Source organism: Spirosoma aerophilum (assembly GCF_054782495.1).
Genome location: NZ_BAAGSJ010000012.1, coordinates 22385 through 42152 on the forward strand (window position 1 = coordinate 22385; position 19768 = coordinate 42152).

General features: G+C 50.3%; 17 protein-coding genes. 7 read left to right on the forward strand and 10 right to left on the reverse strand.

What is annotated here, in order from left to right; translation table 11 throughout:
* Nucleotides 1–82: 82 nt before the first annotated feature.
* Complete coding sequence (locus ACYVK4_RS11025) at nucleotides 83–556, reverse strand: hypothetical protein (protein ID WP_461127562.1); 474 nt, start codon at nucleotides 554–556, stop codon at nucleotides 83–85.
* Between the two features lie 287 nt (nucleotides 557–843).
* A complete protein-coding gene (locus tag ACYVK4_RS11030) occupies nucleotides 844–1848 on the reverse strand; it encodes a glycoside hydrolase family 5 protein (protein WP_461127563.1) in 1005 nt (334 codons plus the stop codon).
* 288 nt (nucleotides 1849–2136) lie between these two features.
* Here ACYVK4_RS11030 and ACYVK4_RS11035 point away from each other — a divergent pair, with 288 nt between their 5' ends.
* Nucleotides 2137–5154 carry a sensor histidine kinase gene (locus tag ACYVK4_RS11035; protein ID WP_461127564.1) on the forward strand — a complete coding sequence of 1006 codons (3018 nt, stop codon included), beginning with the start codon at nucleotides 2137–2139 and terminating at the stop codon, nucleotides 5152–5154.
* A gap of 132 nt (nucleotides 5155–5286) precedes the next feature.
* On the forward strand, nucleotides 5287–5919 hold the full coding sequence (locus ACYVK4_RS11040) for a response regulator (RefSeq protein ID WP_461127565.1): 633 nt from the start codon (nucleotides 5287–5289) through the stop codon (nucleotides 5917–5919).
* 368 nt (nucleotides 5920–6287) lie between these two features.
* On the opposite strand, the gene ACYVK4_RS11045 is transcribed toward ACYVK4_RS11040, so the two are convergent.
* The 3 genes from ACYVK4_RS11045 to ACYVK4_RS11055 are packed head-to-tail and all read right to left on the reverse strand — an operon-like array spanning nucleotide 6288 to nucleotide 8815.
* Complete coding sequence (locus ACYVK4_RS11045) at nucleotides 6288–7688, reverse strand: MFS transporter (protein WP_461127566.1); 1401 nt, start codon at nucleotides 7686–7688, stop codon at nucleotides 6288–6290.
* Between the two features lie 13 nt (nucleotides 7689–7701).
* Complete coding sequence (locus tag ACYVK4_RS11050) at nucleotides 7702–8376, reverse strand: GNAT family N-acetyltransferase (RefSeq protein ID WP_461127567.1); 675 nt, start codon at nucleotides 8374–8376, stop codon at nucleotides 7702–7704.
* A gap of 28 nt (nucleotides 8377–8404) precedes the next feature.
* Entirely contained in the window at nucleotides 8405–8815 is a 411-nt protein-coding gene (locus ACYVK4_RS11055; RefSeq protein ID WP_461127568.1) for a winged helix-turn-helix transcriptional regulator, read from the reverse strand.
* Between the two features lie 104 nt (nucleotides 8816–8919).
* On the opposite strand from ACYVK4_RS11055, the gene ACYVK4_RS11060 reads away from it, so the two are divergent.
* The 5 genes from ACYVK4_RS11060 (at nucleotide 8920) to ACYVK4_RS11080 (ending at nucleotide 12726) form a co-directional block, all read left to right on the forward strand.
* Nucleotides 8920–9549 carry a nitroreductase family protein gene (locus tag ACYVK4_RS11060; protein ID WP_461127569.1) on the forward strand — a complete coding sequence of 210 codons (630 nt, stop codon included), beginning with the start codon at nucleotides 8920–8922 and terminating at the stop codon, nucleotides 9547–9549.
* A gap of 12 nt (nucleotides 9550–9561) precedes the next feature.
* On the forward strand, nucleotides 9562–9858 hold the full coding sequence (locus tag ACYVK4_RS11065; RefSeq protein WP_461127570.1) for a putative quinol monooxygenase: 297 nt from the start codon (nucleotides 9562–9564) through the stop codon (nucleotides 9856–9858).
* 79 nt (nucleotides 9859–9937) lie between these two features.
* Nucleotides 9938–10678: an SDR family oxidoreductase gene (locus ACYVK4_RS11070; protein WP_461127571.1), complete on the forward strand. Its 741-nt coding sequence runs from the start codon at nucleotides 9938–9940 to the stop codon at nucleotides 10676–10678.
* A gap of 22 nt (nucleotides 10679–10700) precedes the next feature.
* The gene (locus tag ACYVK4_RS11075) at nucleotides 10701–11444 is read left to right on the forward strand and encodes an SDR family oxidoreductase (RefSeq protein ID WP_461127572.1); all 744 of its coding nucleotides are present in this window, start codon (nucleotides 10701–10703) and stop codon (nucleotides 11442–11444) included.
* A 544-nt stretch (nucleotides 11445–11988) separates the two neighbouring features.
* Nucleotides 11989–12726, forward strand: coding sequence for a hypothetical protein (locus tag ACYVK4_RS11080; RefSeq protein ID WP_461127573.1), 738 nt, complete (start codon nucleotides 11989–11991; stop codon nucleotides 12724–12726).
* A gap of 165 nt (nucleotides 12727–12891) precedes the next feature.
* On the opposite strand, the gene ACYVK4_RS11085 is transcribed toward ACYVK4_RS11080, so the two are convergent.
* The 5 genes from ACYVK4_RS11085 to ACYVK4_RS11105 form a co-directional block, all read right to left on the reverse strand.
* Nucleotides 12892–13209: a hypothetical protein gene (locus ACYVK4_RS11085; protein ID WP_461127574.1), complete on the reverse strand. Its 318-nt coding sequence runs from the start codon at nucleotides 13207–13209 to the stop codon at nucleotides 12892–12894.
* Between the two features lie 170 nt (nucleotides 13210–13379).
* Nucleotides 13380–14042 carry a methyltransferase domain-containing protein gene (locus ACYVK4_RS11090; protein WP_461127575.1) on the reverse strand — a complete coding sequence of 221 codons (663 nt, stop codon included), beginning with the start codon at nucleotides 14040–14042 and terminating at the stop codon, nucleotides 13380–13382.
* A gap of 276 nt (nucleotides 14043–14318) precedes the next feature.
* The gene (locus ACYVK4_RS11095) at nucleotides 14319–15494 is read right to left on the reverse strand and encodes an epoxide hydrolase family protein (RefSeq protein WP_461127576.1); all 1176 of its coding nucleotides are present in this window, start codon (nucleotides 15492–15494) and stop codon (nucleotides 14319–14321) included.
* Nucleotides 15495–15841: 347 nt separating this feature from the next.
* Nucleotides 15842–17752, reverse strand: coding sequence for a sensor histidine kinase (locus ACYVK4_RS11100; RefSeq protein WP_461127577.1), 1911 nt, complete (start codon nucleotides 17750–17752; stop codon nucleotides 15842–15844).
* A 348-nt stretch (nucleotides 17753–18100) separates the two neighbouring features.
* Complete coding sequence (locus ACYVK4_RS11105; protein WP_461127578.1) at nucleotides 18101–19585, reverse strand: nitrilase-related carbon-nitrogen hydrolase; 1485 nt, start codon at nucleotides 19583–19585, stop codon at nucleotides 18101–18103.
* Nucleotides 19586–19768 lie beyond the last annotated feature (183 nt).

A 19768-nucleotide genomic window follows, 5' to 3' on the forward strand; every position in this document is an offset into this window, starting at 1 on the left:
TTACGACTGGTAAATTGCTTCCGAACGGTTATCTATATACGTGTAACGGGTTGAACTGTTTTGTAAACAGGATAGCCTACCATCAGTTGCGTTTGAATTCTACGGTATGCCGGACGGTGGTTTGTTTCTGGGTGTCCTCAAACGTCCACTGCATCGTAGCGCCATTCAGTTGCAGGTCGTATTCATTGCGTTTGCCTTTGCCGTCCTGCAAGACGATTTTGTTTGCTGTCGTTTCCCAGGTGGCTTTGCCGGATGGCATAAACTTCGAGGCTATCTTCATAACCAGGTTGCCCAGTGGATTCTGACACCCTTTAACGGGCGTCATTTTCAGGCTTCCATCGTCGTTGAGAAGCAGGCCCATATCTTCCTGACACCCGCCATACAGATCTTTGTAATGCGTGTAAATGTCTTCGATACCATCCTGAGCGGGGGATACCCGATGAGCAACCATCCGCCACGACCCTGCAATGGCCGGTGCATGGGCCGGGGAAAAACTGATGCCCGTCAGGGGAAGCAGGCAAATAAGAAGTAGTCGATAAAGCTGGCTGTTTTTCATAGTGCGAAGAGGAACAATGTCCTGTTAAAGTGCCTCAAAGTTCTCTACCAGACGGATGCCTGTCCATAACCCTTTACACCCACTGAGGGAACGGTAAAAAGATTTTTTGGGAAGTTAAGTTATTGAAATTCAGTGCGCGGTATAAATGGTTTTTGCCTGTTTCCCCTCATTTAATCAGCCCGAAGAGCGCAAACGGGTCCCCTTACCCTACACGGCGTGGGGTATCATCTGGTATCGCTATATAGTGAGTTGACCAAAGCAGGCGGGGTCTATACTGCTCGTGCTCGTTATTGACACAATTTGTTATTGAGCAGAAAGGGTGAACGGACTGCTGTTTTCTGGATACTGGCCGCATTGGTAAGTGCCACCTCTTTACCCCAGTCTTTGAGGGTGTTAAATTTACTATCGGTCGTCATGTCCATCACGACACAAAGCGGATCTCCCCCGCCAACGTTACCCGGACCCCATTCCCAAACCAGCCACCCGATGTCGAGCCGCTGGGCTTCGGACAGGATCGTTTTGTAATCGACCTGCCCTTTGGGGCCGCAAATGCTTTCCCCACCGGCATAGGCACCGTAACCGGCAAATTCACCGACAATAAAGGGCAACCCGGCGTTGACAGCGGACTGAAACTGTTCTTTAATAAATTGGGGTGTAGCGCCAAAGGCAATCGGCCAGTAGGTATGCACCGAAAAAAGAACGTTTTTGTCTGGGTCGGCCTGAAGAACGCCCGGTCCAACACGAACCAATTGTTCCAGATTTTTGCCGTAGTCCGTTCCATCAATGACCAACGGCGTATGAATACCCGCCTGCCTAAGTTGCTGGACCGCGTCGGTATAGCCCTGGGTAAACTGTTCGTCGGTCACCTGGTCGTCGCCACACTCATTGGCAATGTTGAGAAGGAGGTATTTCTCGTGTTTTTGAATGACGGCCAGGATGTCTGCACGTTTCCAGAAGTTGACCATCTGTGTCAGCATGCTCCAGTCGCCGGTGGCATCATGGGCTTCCACCATCGGTATCATGTTCTGCGCCACACAAGCGGTTATCAGGTTATCGAGATCGGTAGCTTTTGTGGGTTGGCCGTTATCTTCCAGAGCTTGCCAGACAATGCGAACGCAGTTGGCACCGGTTTGGGCAATTTCAGGAAACGAACTGCCCGTTCGATCCGTCCAGATGTTCATTTTGTTGACACCTCGCAAGGTGATTTTGGTACCGCAGGGATCATATAAGAACCGGTCTTTTACATAAAAACCCGGTTTGCCGGATGGAGTAGGGGGGGGCGTAGCAGTCATTGAGCTATCGGTTTGGCTAGAGCAGTTTTGGAGGGTGAGACCAACGAGGAATAACATACCTGTGAATAAGTATTTCATAACAGTAGTGGATAACGTTAACGTCGGTAAAGTTCATTCGATCGATACTCAGAAGCAATAACCCTTTACACCCATTGATTTAACGGGTTTCTCGCTTATTTTCACCTCCGGATTGTTGCCTGATGGGTACAGGTGAAGGGTTTATTTCTGAAAATACAGGTTTCTACAGTCAGCGCAGTTTGCCAACAGCTTCTTAATGCACGATTCCTTATGAGAAGTAAGCTATTGGTCATAGTAGCCACTATCCTATTACTGCAGGGCGGATCGTTACGCCTACTTCATGCTCAGCCGCCCCGAGTCATTTTCAACCACCTGACGGATAAAAGCGGTTTTCCAAGTCTCACTGTATATAGTATTGCTAAAGACAACCAGGGCTTTATCTGGTTCGGCACGCGCCGTTGTCCCGTTCGCTTCGATGGCCAGTCGTTTCGAAATTTCCTCTTCCCTGAGACCTATTTAATAACGGGCATGGCCGCCGACTCCGCCAACCGGATGTGGGTCGCCAGCGACAGGCGGGGAATCTGCTCGATTGACCCCATTACACTCCGGCTGACACCGGTTGCGAACACGCCCCGAACCACCGGTTATCTCTATAAAAGTTCATCCGGCGAAGGCTGGTTCAGTACGGTAAAGGGAATCGGGCGCATCAACTTTCAAACAAATCGGGTCGACCATTACGCTCTACGGCAAACGACGTACCAGGGCCTCAAGGCAAAAGGGTTTCTGGAAGACAAACAACACCGGTTATGGGCGATTGGCAGTGACAATGGACTGTTTCGGTTCGACCGACGGACTAATCGTTTCGAGTGTGTGCTGGGGCTCGACTGCCCCGACCCGAAACGCCGACAGCTGGTGTACTTTAGCCGGGGTTGCGTTGATGCCGGCGGAATACTATGGATTGGGGCATATGGGCATGGCCTTTTACGCGTCGACCCCAATACGGAACAGTTTACCTTTTTCAAACTGCCAAACGAGCCCAACCGCATTACGTGTGTTGAGGAAGGGTACGACGAGAATGGCAGGCGGGTTCTTTGGGTTGGCGATGAAAACGGACTACTCACCTTCCGGCCCGATAAGCAGCAGTTCTTCAGAGTAACCACGATGCAGTCGGCTCCTTTTCAGACGTATGTGCTGTATCGGGATCCCGTCAGTGGCATCGTATGGGCTGGCACGTCCAATGGCGTATTCAGGTACAACCCCCGGGATAACCTGATTCGAACCATTGCCCTGCCAACTGCTTTGGTTCGTCAGCCAGTAGTCGTTAACGTAATCGCGACCGACAGGCAGGATACAACAGGTCAGACTTTTTGGCTGGGTTTATCGCATACCGGCCTGCTGAAGTGGCATCGGCCCACGAATCGCTTTACCCTCATTCGATTTCCGCATGCCGAGTCCGAAGCCATGTGGTTTCAGCAAACGAACCAGCAGCTCTGGATAGGGCTTCGGGACTGGAGTTACAAAGGCGACGGTGTTGTTGTGTATGATACCCACACCAATCGTTTTGTGGACACTCCGGCGGGAAAACGGGCAGGAAGGCTGTTTTCTGTTCCGTTTGTCGATCATGGCCTGATCGATCAACAGCAGCGCTTGTGGGTTGGTAATAATGATGAGGGTGTTCGGGTACTCGATCTGCATACGGGAGCACCTTTGCGGTATTGGTCTGACTCCGTGCTGGCTGCTTTGCACCGCAACAACAATTTTCTGACGGGGCTGGCTCTCGACAGTACCCAACGAATCTGGCTGTCGACTTACAAAGGCGTGTATTACGTAGCCGAGCCGGGGCATCGCATTGTTTGGGCCGACGGCGAGTTGCCAAAGTCCCGATTGCCCGATGACCTGGCAACCAATGCGATCCTGACTGCCCGAAATGGGCATGTTTGGGCGGCCCGCTGGGGTAGTATTACGGAGCGTACGTCCGACGGCCGGCTAAGCACTATACTAACGGCGCGCAACGGGCTCTATGATCGCGAAAACCGTCGCCTTGCCGAAGACGGTGACGGCAGGATCTGGGTTGGCAACTTCGATGGCCTGTATAGTTATACACCCAAAACTAGGCAGTTTATGCGGTTAACGACCAACGACGGACTGAGCCGAAACATGACGACGGCTGCGCTCTATGTTCATCGTGGTACTGAACTATTTGTGGGTCAGCAGGATGGCATCGATCAATTCGATGTAAGGCAGCTGCACCGCCGGGCCAGCCTGCCGCCGGTTGTTGTTACATCCTTTCATGTGCATGAGCAGGAGCGCCCACTCGATCCATCGCGGCCCATTCGGCTAATCCGGACGAATAATGCCTTTAGTGTCGATTTTACGACATTGACCTACAGCCAGCTGGCCAATATCCGATACACTTATTTTCTGGAAGGGTTCGATGAGAATTGGCACCAAAGTGGCAAATCGCAGCGGGCCTATTACACCAATCTGGGACCGGGACACTATACCCTGCATTTACAGGCCGCCGATTCATTTGGAAACCGGAGTCAGAAACCCCTTCAACTGTCTATTGACATCATGCCTGCTTATTACGAAACCTGGTGGTTTCGGGTGTTAGTGGTCACGCTGGTGGTTGGTCTGCTATATGGACTTTATCGGTATCGGATCAATCAGCTGATGCGCGTGTTGCGCATACGCAACCGGATTTCTGCCGACTTACACGACGAAATCGGTTCGTCGCTAAGTGGTATCGGCATATTGGGTGCTATGATCCGGCAAAATTTACCGGCCGAACATCCCTCAGGTTCAATGGTTGAGCGGATCGTTATGGAAGCGCGGCAGGTTAGCAACTCGCTGGACGATATTGTCTGGAGTATCAACCCAAATAATGATGAGTTGAGCAGCCTGATTGCTCGCATGAATCGGTACGCAGCTGAACTGTTTGAAGCCTCTGGCATTAGTTACCAGATTGACATCCCGGATTCGATCCAGCATCTGACGCTACCCATGGAAAAGCGGCAGGATTTGTACCTTATCTCGAAAGAAGCCGTCAACAACCTGGTCAAACATGCTCGTGCGACGCAGGCTTCCCTAAAAATCAGTGTTGAACAACATCATCTTTATCTAGAAGTATCCGACAATGGAGTGGGTTTCGACCCGCTGGCCGAAACTCAGCGAAATGGTGTACGGAACATGCTGACACGGGCAAAGAACCTGCACGGCGACTTGACAATTACGTCGGCACCGGGCCAGGGAACATCCTTGAAACTCAGCTTCCCCATATCACCCTGACCCGAAAGGGTTATTGACAAACCAGTGCCGAATCAGGTAATTTGATACAGAAATCGGCATTGCTTCTTTTTTCGGCTGCTACCGACTTTCTACCCCTTCTTTTCAGCGTTGCCACCTGCTAAATGTTTGACTATGACAACTGTCTCTATTTACGAAGACAATGACGAACTCCGGTCGCTGCTCAAGCTATTGATCGAAAGTAAAGAAGACTATGCAGTTGTGGGTTCCTACAGCAACGGCATGCGAATCGTAGAACAGGCCGCCCACGACCAGCCCGAAATAGTGCTGATGGATATTGACATGCCGGGCCGGGATGGTATCGAATGTGTCCGTTTGCTGAAAGAGTCCAATGTATCGATTCGGATTTTGATGCACACTGTTTTTGACGACGACGAACGACTTTTCGCCTGCCTCAGTAACGGGGCAGATGGGTACTTGTTAAAAAAAAATACCTCAACGCACTTACTAATTGCGCTGGGTGAAGTGATGGATGGTGGCGGGCCTATGTCACCCGGTATCGCGCGACGTGTGCTCAAGACCTTTATGCAGGCGCCTGCCCCCAAAAACCAGCAATATGGCATTACAGAACGCGAACAGCAGATTTTACAACTACTGACAAAGGGATATACTTACCGAATGATTGGTATTCAATGCAACATTTCGGTAGAGACTGTTCGTCGGCATCTGAAAAATATCTATCAAAAGTTACATGTACAGTGCGGAACGGAAGCTGTTGCTAAAGCATTACGGGAACATATTATTTGAGTATAATATGGGCTTGTACTACCGTATGTCTTTAGGGTTATGCCATGTTATTATTTTAAGGTTGGCTTTCTTTTTCTAGCTACCTTCGCTTACTCACAAATGAGAGCTAGCCTACTGCTTCGACGGTCCGCCGCAGCGACATGCCCCACAGTGTTGCCTTAAAGGGTATGTCAGGAAAGACTGCTCCGGCGGCCATGCTATCAGTAGATCCAAGCCTCTGTGTGGTTCCAAGATCTCTAAATTCAACGGGGTGGCCCGAGCAATTAAAATGAGCGTTTTTATAAGACAATCCGTTTTAGCAATTATTCAACCTAGGGAGTGGTATACGGTCTGTAGTTCCAGTTATGAGGTACTCCAGCTAGCTTCCATCAATCTGCTACAATAACACTGGCTATCTTACCGGCGGGTAGCGTGATGACCAAAAGGCCCATTAGTAACAGGATTAGCAGGTTTGCCCCAGAACCATACAAGAAGGCAGTTTGGTAACTGCTTTTCTCCAGTACCGAGAAAAATAAACCGCCTATGGACGCTATCCCAAAGGCACCGGCTGCCTGTTGAGCGGTTGAATAGATTCCGGCCGATGCGCCGGCAAAGGGGGCAGGTACACGGCGCAAGGTGACATTCAACAGGGTTGAATACGTAAAACCAGCCCCGGCTCCGTGGACCAGTAAGACCGACCCGATAACCAGTAGCGAAGGAGTTGAACCCGTAAAGAATACCAATTGCAGAGCCGTCGATAGGGCCATCAGGATGACCCCTGCCAATACGGTTTGTTTGCCGTTCTGACTTACCAGCTTCATGGACCATAACGAGCAAAGCAACATACACCCTCCCCACAACACGAAGCAGCCGCCGGAAACCAGCGGCGACAGGCCGTAGCCGTTCTGAAAGAGCAGCGCCGACATCAGCAGAAAGGAACTGTGCATGATAAAGCAGCAAATGACCGCCCCAATGCCCTGCGTAAAGCCCGGGACTAGAAACAAATCCATATCGATCAAAGGCTGTTGCTTTCGTTTCTTCTTTAGCAGCTGATGACGGTAGAAACCAACAAGCAAGCCTGCCGAAAGCACCAGCAGGAGTACACACCAGGCTGGCCAGCCAAGCTCGCGCCCCTGAATTAAGGGAACGATAAAGCAAATGAGGGCACCGGTCAACAGAATAACCCCTGTCAGATCAAACGCCTGTTTATCCTCAGGCCTGGTTTCCGGCAAATACCGGAGGCCTAGCCCTACCGCAGTCAGGCCAATGGGTACGTTGATAAAGAAGATTAACCGCCAGCCGTCGATCCAGAAGTGAAATGACGTCAGGAGCCCGCCCAGAAATTGACCCAGCATACTGGCCAACCCCAGCGTGATGCCATACCAGCCAATGGCTTTCGTTCGTTCGTTCGCATCGGGAAATAATACTTGAATGAAAGCGATCGTTTGAGGGACCATGAAGGCGGCCGCAATACCCTGTAAAAAGCGGGCTGCATTCAAAAACAATGGCGTATGTGCCAGACCACACAGGGCCGACGCCAACGAAAAACCCAACATTCCGGCCAGAAATACCTTCTTACGGCCAAAGTAATCACCGCTGCGTCCACCCGTAACGAGCAGACAGGCGTACGCCAGCAGGTACAAGGCAATGACGAGTTGCAACTGGGCTTCGGAGGCATGAATGCCTTTGCGAATGGCCGGGATGGCCACATTGATGATAAATACATCAATCACCGACAGCAATGGCGCCGTTAAAACCAACAGTAATGAAAACCACTTGGCGTTTTTCATAAACAGTCGAAAACTAGGGCTTGGCTACTAGGTAGATGGTCATTTCGGCCCGGGTCACAAAGCCCATCTGCTCATAAATCCGGAACGCCCGGGTGTTATCGGTCCGCACATGGAGGTAGGGAATCTTGTCCTCTGCCCGAATATGGCGGATCTGGCTGTCAAGCAATCGTCGGGCATAGCCCTTGCCGGTATGGTCCGGGTGCGTACAGACGGCACTAATCTCCACATGCGTACCACTATCAAACCGGCGACCCGCCATAGCCACCAGTTGATCGCTGGCAAAAATGCCCTGATAGCCACCCAACTCAATCGTCCGGGGCAGGAAGGGCCCAGGGGGGCTCAGCTTGGTCAACGCCAGCATCTGAGGAACATCGGCCTCGGTTAAGTCAATCAGGTTATCCTGCCCGGCCGGGGTCGGTCCTTCATACAGCATCTGAACCCCATCAATGCGGTTGATAAGTACCCAGGGAGACGGGTCGAGCTGGGGTTCATGGGTAAACAGGGCTACTGGCTGCTTATAGGGAATCGTACCCAGTAAGGCCTCAAAATGAACTCGGGTGTTATCCGCCACGGCCACAAACGGCGCAACCTGCGGAGGGTAATATTTAGCCTGGTCATTGCCTAGTGCGACCGATTTATTCCCCGAGGTTAGGGCCGACCAAACCGGGTTATCCAGTGGGTGAATCATAATGGTAGTGATTGAATGAGAGATAGGCCTAGGCCTGTTGTCTTAGCTGCTCCTGAATACGTTGAATTGTTCCTTCCTTGTCCTGCTGCAAGGCCGAGAGCAGTTGAGCGTTCAGCCCCGGCGGGTTATAGATCGACCCCCACAGGCCAATTTCCAGAATGACGGGTACCAGGGAAATGCCTTTTTCGGTCAGTCGATACCTAAACTTTGACTTTTTATCGGCGGCTACCTGCTTCGTCACAAATCCATAGGTTTCCAGCATGCTGAGCCGGTCGGCTAGGATGTTGGTGGCGATCTGCTCGTCGGCGTTTAGAAACTCGCCGTAGGTCGATTTATGGTTCAGGGCCATGTCCCGGATGATCAGCAGCGACCACTTATCACCCATGAAGTCGAGGGTATAACTCAATGGGCAGCCTGACCGTGGTTTAATGTCTTTCATAAAAAATTAGTCATTTTACTTGCAATTTGCAAGTAAATTACCATACCTTTGCGCACTTGCAAATTGCAAGCAAAGTTAGTGGTAATTTTAACGATAGCCAAACGATGTCCTTAGTAAATGCCTTTGAGTGGCGCTACGCCACCAAAAAATATGATACATCAAGGCCACTGAGTGAGGAGCAGGTAGATGATCTGCTCCGAGTGGTGCAGTTAGCCCCTTCCTCCTATGGCCTGCAACCGTATCAGTTCATCACGGTCACCGACCCAGCCAAATTGGAGCAGATCAGTCGGGCTGCTTTTGGCCAGCCCCAGATTACCACAGCCTCCCGAGTGCTAGTCGTGGCGGTGGAAACCAACATCAGCGAGGATACGGTAAAGGCGTACATTGATAGAGCGGCCGTCGTTCGGGGAACGGACCGCCAGAATCTGGAAGCCCGCGAACAATTTGTCAACGCAAAACTGAGTGGGTTATCCCCGGCTCAGAAAATTGACTGGGCCGAAAAGCAGGCCTTCCTGGCGGTAGGTATCCTGGTGAGTGCCGCAGCCGAAGCCGGTATCGATGCCTCCCCGATGGAAGGCTTCGATCGAAGTCAGCTCGATCAGATTCTGGACCTGCGGGCCAAAAACCTTCAATCGGTCCTGCTCTTTGCGTTAGGCTACCGCTCGGCGGACGATGAATTTGCCCGAATTCCGAAAGTGCGGAAAGCCAAAGAGGCGCTTTTTACCACGGTGTAACATGCGCATCTCATGAGTGATTCGAAAATTATACTGCTCGTCGAAGTGCCCGTGAAGGCCGACAGTCTGGAAGACGTCAAAGCGCTTTGTGCCCGCACACTCGTTCCAACCCTAGCTGAACCAGGCTGCGAAGCCTTCTACCAGACAAGCAGACCGGATGATCCGACCACACTGGTGTTTTTTGAGGTATTTGTCTCGCAGCAATCACTCGATCAACACCTGGCGGCTCCGTATACCAAAGCCTTTTTTGCGAGTATTCAGGACAAGCTGACTGGTAAGCCCATAAGTACAACCCTTCAGAGCTTATAAGCCTGTTCCGAAAAGCAACACCACGTTGACTACAGACCAACCAACAGCACTTAAAAAATAAATCAATCTAAAACTGACGATGCATCTGACAAACAAAACCGCTTTGATCACCGGTGGCGGATCGGGCATTGGCTATGCGATTGCCAAACGGCTGAAAGAAAAAGGAAACCAGGTCGTTCTGGTTGGGCGTAATGCCGATAAACTACAGAGAGCGGGCCAGGAACTCGGGGTAGCTACCCTGACCTGCGATGTCAGCAACGAAGCCGACATTAAGGCGCTGGTAGCGCACTTGAACGAGAATTATCCCACCCTGAACGTATTGGTCAACAACGCAGGGGTCGCCAATTTATACAGGTTGGGTGAAGGCGCTGATGCGTATCAAAAAGCCCGGCAGGAATTTGCCGTCAATTATTTCGGTCCTGTTTTATTGACTGAAAAACTCCTGCCGCTGCTCAAACAGCAACCCAAAGCGGCCATCGTCAACATAACGTCTAATGTGAGCTTTCATCCGCTGCTCATTTTGCCGACGTACTCCGATTCGAAAGCGGCTCTACACTCACACACGGTAGCCCTGCGCCTAAGCCTGGCCCAGGATACGGCCATTAAACTCTTTGAGGTCATGCCCTCGCTGGTCGATACAGAAGCGACGAAAGACATGGGCGGTCACACCGGTATGGCACCCCGGTTCGTTGCCGAAACGATCATCGAGGGCATTGAGGCCGACCAATACGAAATTTATATCGGTGAGACGGCCAGCCAACGGACAGCCTACCTGGCTGATCCGGTTGCAGCCGTGAACGCCTTTAACAACGGTTTATAAGTCAGTTATCAAGAAAAATATTATGAATATTTCCAATAAAACAGTCCTGATTACCGGTGGTGGTTCAGGTATTGGCTTCGAAACGGCCAAGCTGCTGAGTCAGAAAGGCAATAAAGTCCTGATCGTGGGCCGGACGGCCGAAATCTTACATCAGGCTGCCGCTCTGTTACCCAACACGATTGCCCTACCCTGCGATATTACGAAGCCGGATGAGGTCGATAAACTGGTGGCGCTGCTGGCAACCAATTACCCTGACCTGAGTGTGCTGGTGAACAATGCCGGTAAAGCCTTTGTCTACACGCATGCGGAAGGCGTGGATGCCATTGAGAAGGCAAGACAGGAAATGGACACGAATTATTTTGCGTTGATCCGGTTGACGGAGAAATTGTTGCCTGTCCTGAAAAAACAATCCGAAGCGGCCATTATCAATGTGAGTTCGATCGTAGCCTTCACGCCGGCGAGCATTATTCCTACCTATTCAGACAGTAAGGCCGCCGTTCATTCCTATACGTTGACGTTGCGGCACACCCTGGCCAAAGACACAGCAATCCGTGTGTTCGAGCTGATGCCGCCAACCGTCAATACGGCGTTTTCGAAGGACATAGGTGGAGAAGCGCATGGCATGCCTGCTGAGGAAGTGGCGCAAGGGCTGATCAACGGACTGGAAAGCGATACGTACGAGATTTATGTTGGTCTGACCACTACCTTTCGGGACTACTTTTTCGCCAATCCTGCCGAAGCCTTCAAACTGCTGAATAAGGACTAGAAAGCAACGTATTGTCTACAAAGCGGGGTAACAAACCAGGCATAACTTCCCTTGGTTTGTTACCCCGCTTTGTAGTAGCTTCCTGACCCCAGCTTTCTGTACTGCAGGGGCACTGCTAACTTTCTTTTCAACGTGTTAATACTCGTATGCTACGAATACTATACTGGCTGACGATTACTAAAACGGGCGTCTTAAAATACGCCCCATTTATCAATACGTAATTCTTACTCGTCTCCTAGGGGAGCGTTTTTTAAGATTGAAATAAGGCCGTTTGCTTAGTACTAGGTTGACGGTTTTCTTTCTTTACTTTTCAACGTGTAAAAACAACAGGCTAAGGAAAGCAAACCCACCTTTACTTTCAAGGAAGTGTATACGTTACTAATCTAGTTGTATCCTGTTTGGTATTACATTATCAACCCAAGCTTTATCGATACGAGATGTGCCAAAAGAGCGAATTGTACATTGGCAACTCATGCTCTCTAAATTAGAAAGATTTATTGGCTATCTTACTCTGAGAAATGCCTCACCATAGCTAGTTACTGAATTGAAAGAGCCTACCCAAGACTATTTCACATCTACGCCACGTAAACAGACGTTGCTGTATCCCAATGCCCCTTGGTATTTTGGGCTGGCCGTTATCATAACCTGGCTGGGATTTTCCCGGTCTTATTTTTCCCGACTCACCCAGACTGACCTCTATCATCATCTGCATGGGGCATCGGCCGGATTATGGATGGGTTTGCTGATTCTACAACCTATTTTGTATCGACGTGGGCAACTAGCCTGTCATCGAAAACTGGGATGGATCGGTACGATTGTACTCGTGCCTGCTTTGCTATTTGGCGGAGTCAAGATGATGCAGCTGATGCTCAAAGCCGCCGATCAATACCCCCCCGGATCGGTCTATCAGCTGTCCTTCATCGATGCTTCCTCGTTGCTGCTTTTTTCCTTGTTTCTGGGCTTGAGTTTATGGAATGGGCGTCGATTAGCCCTCCATGCCCGCTATATGGTGTGTACCGTCCTCATCATTCTGCCGCCCGCCATTACCCGCCTGCTATTTTTCATTCCCTGGTTTGATAGTTTTACTAAAACGCTGAATGGCAGTTTCGTCGCTATTGAAGGAGTATTGTTGCTGTTGCTGCTTGATGACAGACGAATAGATAGGCCACAGCCATCTTATCCCTTGGCCTTAGGGCTTTTTGGGCTATTGCATCTATCGATGAACTTCGCCGGTCAATGGATGTGGTGGCACAGACTGATGGACCGCTTCGCCGGGATATGACTAGGTTGATTTGATAGTTATAGATTAAGGCCTTACCGTCTCAGACTGGAGCGATTTGCGAGATTAGGACAGAAATTATTAATCTCCTGAATGATTAGCTGCTTTTCAGATGCACTGCGGGTTGAGAGCCAGCCATCTAAGCCACGGCTTGTCGAAGGTAACCTGTTACTCTTCGTCGGTCAACGATTTGCCGCTAATCATATAATACAAGTCCGACTCAGATAGTTTAGAGAAAGACCCCGTTGCGCCCTGATGCACCGGGGCGACTTGATAGAGAGGATTGTCGATCGACTCGGTCGATAGCTGCTGGATGGCGTATGTCCGCACCTGATCCGCGCCGATGGATAATTCGACCTCAAACAACAGGGGATCTTCCGAGATAATGGTTAGGTGGCTCACGCACGCATTGGTGTTAGCCATAACGGGCGTCTGCTCTCGGTAAGCCGTTGACAGGTAGCGCAGGATCGGGCTTGGGTTTTCCATGATGGGACCAATATACGCAGTAATTTCTTGGGCGGGTAACAAGCAAGGGAGCTGAATCTAAAATCTAGTGTGTTTATAAAGAGCGTTTTCTTACTTGACCTCATAACACATTGATCAGCTATACAAATTACTGTTGGTGGACCATTTCGTATAAATGGGAGCACTCCCCCTTAGTTGCTTATCGAACTAATACCATATGAATCATCTGTTGAGTAAGGCTCATTTTTAACCCAGCCTACCACCGCAAACAGCGGATCACTCCAGCCACCCGGGCTACGATCAAGGATCTTTATTTGGTCGAACAGGCCGGTTTGCTCATAATACGAACGGACCAACTGCTGATGGCCTAGATCATCGAGCGATTGCCAGATGGCAACGGCCTTGGTAGGAAACATGCGATTGGAGAATACGGTCAGGAACGGACTGCCGGGCCGCAGCACGCGCGCCAGCTCCCGGTAAACAATCACCGGCTGCGTCAGATACTGCACCGACACGGTTACCATGCCACCGTCGAAGGTATTATCGCCGTAGCAGAGGCTGGGTATTTGGTTCAGGTTCTGTACCACGTACTCAGTGAGTTGTGGGTTGGCCTTCAACTCGACCTCGTTCATGCCCAGTCCGGCCACGCGTCCGTAGTGTATGTTGGTAGGCAGGTGGCTTACCCAACTGCTCATCAGATCGAGAATGTTGCCGCCAGCGGGCAAATACTCAGCATATAAGTTGGTGGTTGCCCGGACGGCGGCCTCGTCGATGTGGTTGACCAGGCGGGGCTGCCCGTAAAATTGCCGGTCGTCGGTTTCGTCGTAGCGTTGAAATGGATTAGTAGCGGTCATAAAAAGCAGGTAACTGATCAAGAGCCTAACCGATCGTTTAGAGGGGATGTTTTGCTGGATCAGGCGCGAAACTGATCAAGAAAAGAGCGAACTTACCCACCATACTTGGAGGTATTCAGTAAAAGAGGGTTACCGTTATTGAATTCGGAGCGTTAACTGAGAATTTACAAAACAGGGGTAACAAACCAAGAACACCGTAACATTGCTGGTACGGTGTTCTTCTGTAAACCAACGAAACTACTATTTCACGTTGGTAAAAAAAGGCATCTTGCCCTATCATTTTACCGTTGATAATCCACCCACAAACTGCCGAATATCTTCGGCTAGTAACTCGGGTTGCTCCATCGCAGCAAAATGACCCCCTTCGGGCAGCTTATTCCACTGGCGGATGTCGAAGAACTTTTCGGCAAAGGCCTTCGGAGGCAGCAGGTCGGTTTGGAATTGAGCAACCCCCGTCGGTACATCCGCCTTGGTGCCGGTTTTATCAAAGGGATTCAGTTTTACCAGCGGACTGAACATCTCCTGCATCATATCCTGCATGGCTTCGTTGTACCGGCGAGCTGACGAATTGATGGTTTGGGTGACCCAGTAAATCGTCAGATTGGTCAATAACTCATCCTTGGTAAAACAGCTTTCCAGATCCCCACCGCAATCGCTCCAGGCGTAAAACTTTTCCAACTGCCAGGCTGCTAGTCCCGCCGGTGAGTCGTTGAGGCCATAGGCCAGCGTCTGAGGCTTCGTGCTCTGAATGGCATTATAGGCTCCTTCCGTTTGCTGCCATTGCGTTACTTCCTGCTTGTAGCTCTTTTCCGCTTTGCTGAGTTTGTCCTCGTTGGCCGTAATAATGTGATGATAGGGAATATCAGTCAGGTGAATGCCCAGCAGCGCCTTAGCATGATGTAAAGCCAGTTGTTCGGTAACCTCGCTACCGACATCTCCACCATGAGCGACGAATTTTTCGTAGCCCAACTCCTTGGTCATCAGCTCAGCGAACAAGCCAGCAATTCGCTTGGCGTTCATGCCGCTTTTGGTGGGAATGTCCGAGAATCCATGGCCTGGAATGGAGGGGACGACCACGTCGAAGGAAAGTCCAGTCTCATCAGCTTTTGTCAGCAGGGGAATCAGTTTTAAAAAGCGAACAAACGAGTCAGGCCAGCCATGGGTCAGCAGCAACGGGACCGAATGCGGCCCTTCTCCTTTTTGGTGAATGAAGTGAATACCAAGATCGTCAATCGTCGTCTTAAAATGGGAGAACGTATTCAAGTAGTCTTGTTGCTTTTTCCAGTCGAACTCGTGCTGCCAATACGAGCAGAACTGCTGCAAATAGGTCTTATCGGTGCCCAACAGCCAGTTCTGATTATCGACTTGATCGGGCCAGCGGGTATTGGTCAGCCTGGTTTGTAAATCAGCCAGAACGGCCGAATCAACCGCGATTGTGAACGAATGTGCCATGTCAGGTTGCGTAAATTGAGATGAACCACTGACCTGTAAATCGCTGATACTGTGTGAATGTTTAGTTAAACCTAAGGCAAATGAGTTCCGGATCGATCCCAAGTGGCTTTTGGCCGCTAGGGTATTATCTTCGATCAGAACAAGAAAACCAACGATTAGTGAGATTTTATAAAAAGAGGGTGACAAAGCAGGAATGACTATTGCCGCTTTTTTTACGCTATTAGTAAACAAACCCTCCTAGGTATCCAGATATAAAGCCATACTGAAGCCTTTTAAGCCCTTAAAAAGCGTAGGTCGTTTGTTAACAAAATTGGGTAAGAGACGGACACTACGTTTGTTGGTTTTCCTTAAACCAAACTTGACCAATTGATTTCAGGCTGATTATTTACTGGCAGGTACACCCGGAAGGTAGCCCCTTCGTCGGGTTTACTTCCTACCAGCAGCATACCTTGATGATTCATTACAATCTGTTTGCAGATGGCTAGCCCAATCCCACTGCCCGGATATGAATTTTGGCCATGTAACCGCTCAAACAGTTTAAAGATGCGCTCCATATACTGCTCATCAAAACCGATACCGTTATCAATCACACTGAGTTCGTAGTACGACAACTGGCTTCTTGAAGCGGGCAATAAGGAGCCAGGCAAGGTGTGCGCTGCCACCACCTGACAGCGTATCGACACATGCGGCCTTCGGTTAGGCTTGGAAAACTTGAGCGCATTAGATACCAAATTACTGAAGAGCTGCTGCAACTGAAAAGGATCACCCAAAACCTGAGGCAGTTGATCGACCTCCACAAGGGCCTGTTTTTCGGCAATAATTAATTCCAGATCGTTTAGAATACCGTCCAAAAGCTCGTCTAAATCCACTGGCTGGTGTGGACTGTGAGAGCCACCCAATCGGGAATAGTTCAGTAAGCCGCGGATCAGACTACTCATACGTTCGCTGGATTGGAGCATCCTGTTTATTAACTCGGCTCCTGAATCCGGTAAGGTAGACCCATGCTGCTGCAAGAATATTTCACCAAAACTTTGAATCTTGCGCAACGGGGCTTGCAGGTCGTGACTAGCAACAAAGGCAAACTGCGCTAAATTGTCATTCGACTCTTGCAATTGACGCAGCGTTCGTTCCGCTTTTTGTTTGGCCTGCTGATGATCCGTCACATTAATGAAGGTCACCACCACCCGGTCTTCGCTTTGTTTGACGGCCGATACCTCAAACCAGCCTTCTAGCCCCTGATCGTCGTGATAATATTGCATCGACTGTTCAGCCTCTCCCGTATTGACAACTCGTTTAAACAAATCCAAAAAACCATTTTCGGCGTTGCCGGGAAAGACCTCCAATAGCGTACGACCACGAATTTTATCAACGTCCCGTCCCGTCATTCGTTTTACCGTCGCGTTGGCCGTATCCATTCGAAAATCAATGATTTCCCCCTGCTCATTGCGCAGGGCCGATAGTGAAAGAATAGCGTTGAGGGAGGCGTCTAACGTGGTTCGCAACTGATCGGTTTGCCGAATCAGATCCGCTTCGAGTTGCTGTTGCTGAGTAAGTTGACTAACAAGCCTTTTCTGAAGCTGTTGAAGTTGCCTTTTTTGGCGAATGTTCTTTCGGAGCACTTGAGCTAGCGAAGCCGCTGTTAGGACCATCAACAGACAAATAACGACTAACGAGCGCCCCCACCATTTTCCCCGGCGGGTAGCCTCCCCAAGACTAGACTGACGACTTACCAGCCGTTGCTTTTCCAGGGCGGTCATCTGGCTTATCTGGTGTCGAATCCGGTCCATCAGGGGTTTTCCTTCCTTGATTTCCCGTTGGGCTAACCTCGGATTCGGCCCCAGCTGGCGAAGTTGAATCAAGTTCTGACTAAGCAGTAATCGTTGGCGGATCAGTTTCCGAAGAATCGTAAAGGGCGCTTGCTGTTCAGGATAACTAGCAATAAGTGGACGCAAGGTGTTTAATTGAATAGGAAGTTCCTGTAGTGCCCCCTCATAAGGTTCTAAGGCGCTTCTATGTCCGCTTAGTAAGTAGCCTCGGGTGCCCGTTTCAGCTTCGACGGCTAAGGTGTTTACATGGCCCAGCATCGAAATGATCGTCCCCGTTTGCAGTAACCAATCTTCATTATACTGACGCTGCTGTTGGCTCTGATAAAGCGAATATATGATAAATGATAAGCAGGTAAGGGTAAATAAAAGTGGGGCAAGCACACTAGCGCTGGACAACTTTTGCGTCAATGCCAGAGGGAAATGTATACTCATTTACAGTGATTTACTCGCGAAGATAATGGTTGTCACCTGAATAGTTGATTGATCAGACCTCAAACTTTGGTGTTAATTACTCTTGTTTCTACCAGAGACTACCAGCCTGATACCCATTTGGTCGTGTTAAAGTTTACCTAATCGATTTACTGGGGTGATTCTATTTGGTCGAGTATAGATTATCCTAGACTAGTCGGATAACGCTGTAAAAAAGTTTGCCAACGTGTTTAAGCGTGTGCTTCGGATATAGTCTCCTTTGACGTAGTCAACACGCTACAAAAAGGTGGAAGCAATTTATGAGAATTGTGAACGCTGACAGGAGAATGAATAGTCGCTATATTACTACTGTTACCGAACCGACCAAAGCAAAGCCAGACCGGATTTCCGGATGAACCTGGCCCGCCATACGAAGTAAGCGGCGACCAACAGATTAACCAGACCAAACCAGTTCCCGGTCCTAGCGTAGAAACTGCCCAGTGGTGAAGCGGGCAGGGTGCCCATCAAAATCGCCTTGTTACCCCCTGACGTAGTGGCTTCACTTAAAACCTGACCTAACCCATCGCTAACCAACAGGCGACCTTGCCGAGCGGTTCTTACCAGGGCAAAGCCGTTTTCAACGCCCCGTACTAACGCCATACGGGAATGCAGCCAGGCGTCAACCACAAAATCATTCGCCGGTACAAATAAGCCCATAATCCGCTGGTTGCCGTACCGGCGAATCGTACCCGCAAAATCAAGATCTTTACAGATGGCAACACCCGCCTGTTGACCGGTTATGCTAAACAGGCCCACTTGGTTGCCAGGGGTGAACTGGCGCTCAAAGCCGCCCACCAGATGGTTCTTGGTATAGTTGGCGACCACTTCTCCCTTGCTATTGATGACCATTGCCCTATTGCGGGCCTGGGGTTGACTGAAATCAGCGAGTCCAACCACCAGCGAGACCGCATACCGATGGGCCATACACTTGAGCGAAGCCACGACCGGTTGATACGTGTCGGGCCTTACTCGGATGGCCGTTTCGGGCAGGACAATAATGGCAGCGCCTTGTTCGGCGGCTGACGCAACCGCTTGTGAATAGTCATCCAGCAGATGCCTGAGTTGGGGAGCCGTACGCTGCTGGGCCTTGTGATGTCGCTTTTCGTCCAAGGCCACTAATCCCACCCTGAGGCCCGCTAAAGACTTTTGAGCACTGAGGCGATACCAACTGTAGAAAAACGACAGGCCATACACCAGGACGGCACTCCTCACTAAGGAGGGAATCCAGGACCGGTTTCGATGATAAGCCCGCCACCCCAGTGCCATCAGGGCGGGAAATAAGCTGACCAAAAACGTAATGCCCAGACTACCCGTTACCGACGCAATCTGAATCAACGGTACCACATCCGCTTGGGTATAGGCCAGGCTGGTAGCCGTTCCATCGGGTGAAAACGTTCCGACCAGGTATTCGAAGCTGGTCATTAAGACGGGGTAGGCAAAAACCGTGTACCACGCATTGAGCGCGTAGGCGATGGTGGTTGACCAAACCAGGATGCGAGCAAACACATAGGCCAGTGCCAGCGTCAGCAGTAGAGCCGGGAAAATTGTAACGAGGGTTTGTAGATAAGCCAGCCAACTCAGCCTACCCAGTAAACAAGCCGCGAAAGCCAACCAAAAACTGGTTCTGGGGGAGCGGTCGTAGGCCAGCCCTAAAAGAGGAATCGGCGCTAGCCAAACCAGGTACCAATAGGTTCCCGTCAGGGCGTTGCCAAAATACCAGGCTAACCCCGAGGTTGCCACCAGCAGCGCGGCACAAATGGGTTGTTTATTGCGCTTTATCCGCTGGAGGAGCGTCATTGTTGAATCAGTCTGAGTAATTTCGGTCGGGTGCCTAGTCTTATCTCCCGGTTATCTTCTTTGTTACAAGTATAGTGTTTTCTAGTAGCATTCTTCCGAGCGTATACTGGCTCAAAAAAGGCCCCATTAAGGCGCAGAGTTATAACCGTTCCTTAGTCCCAAGCAGGAGCGTTTTAAGTAGAG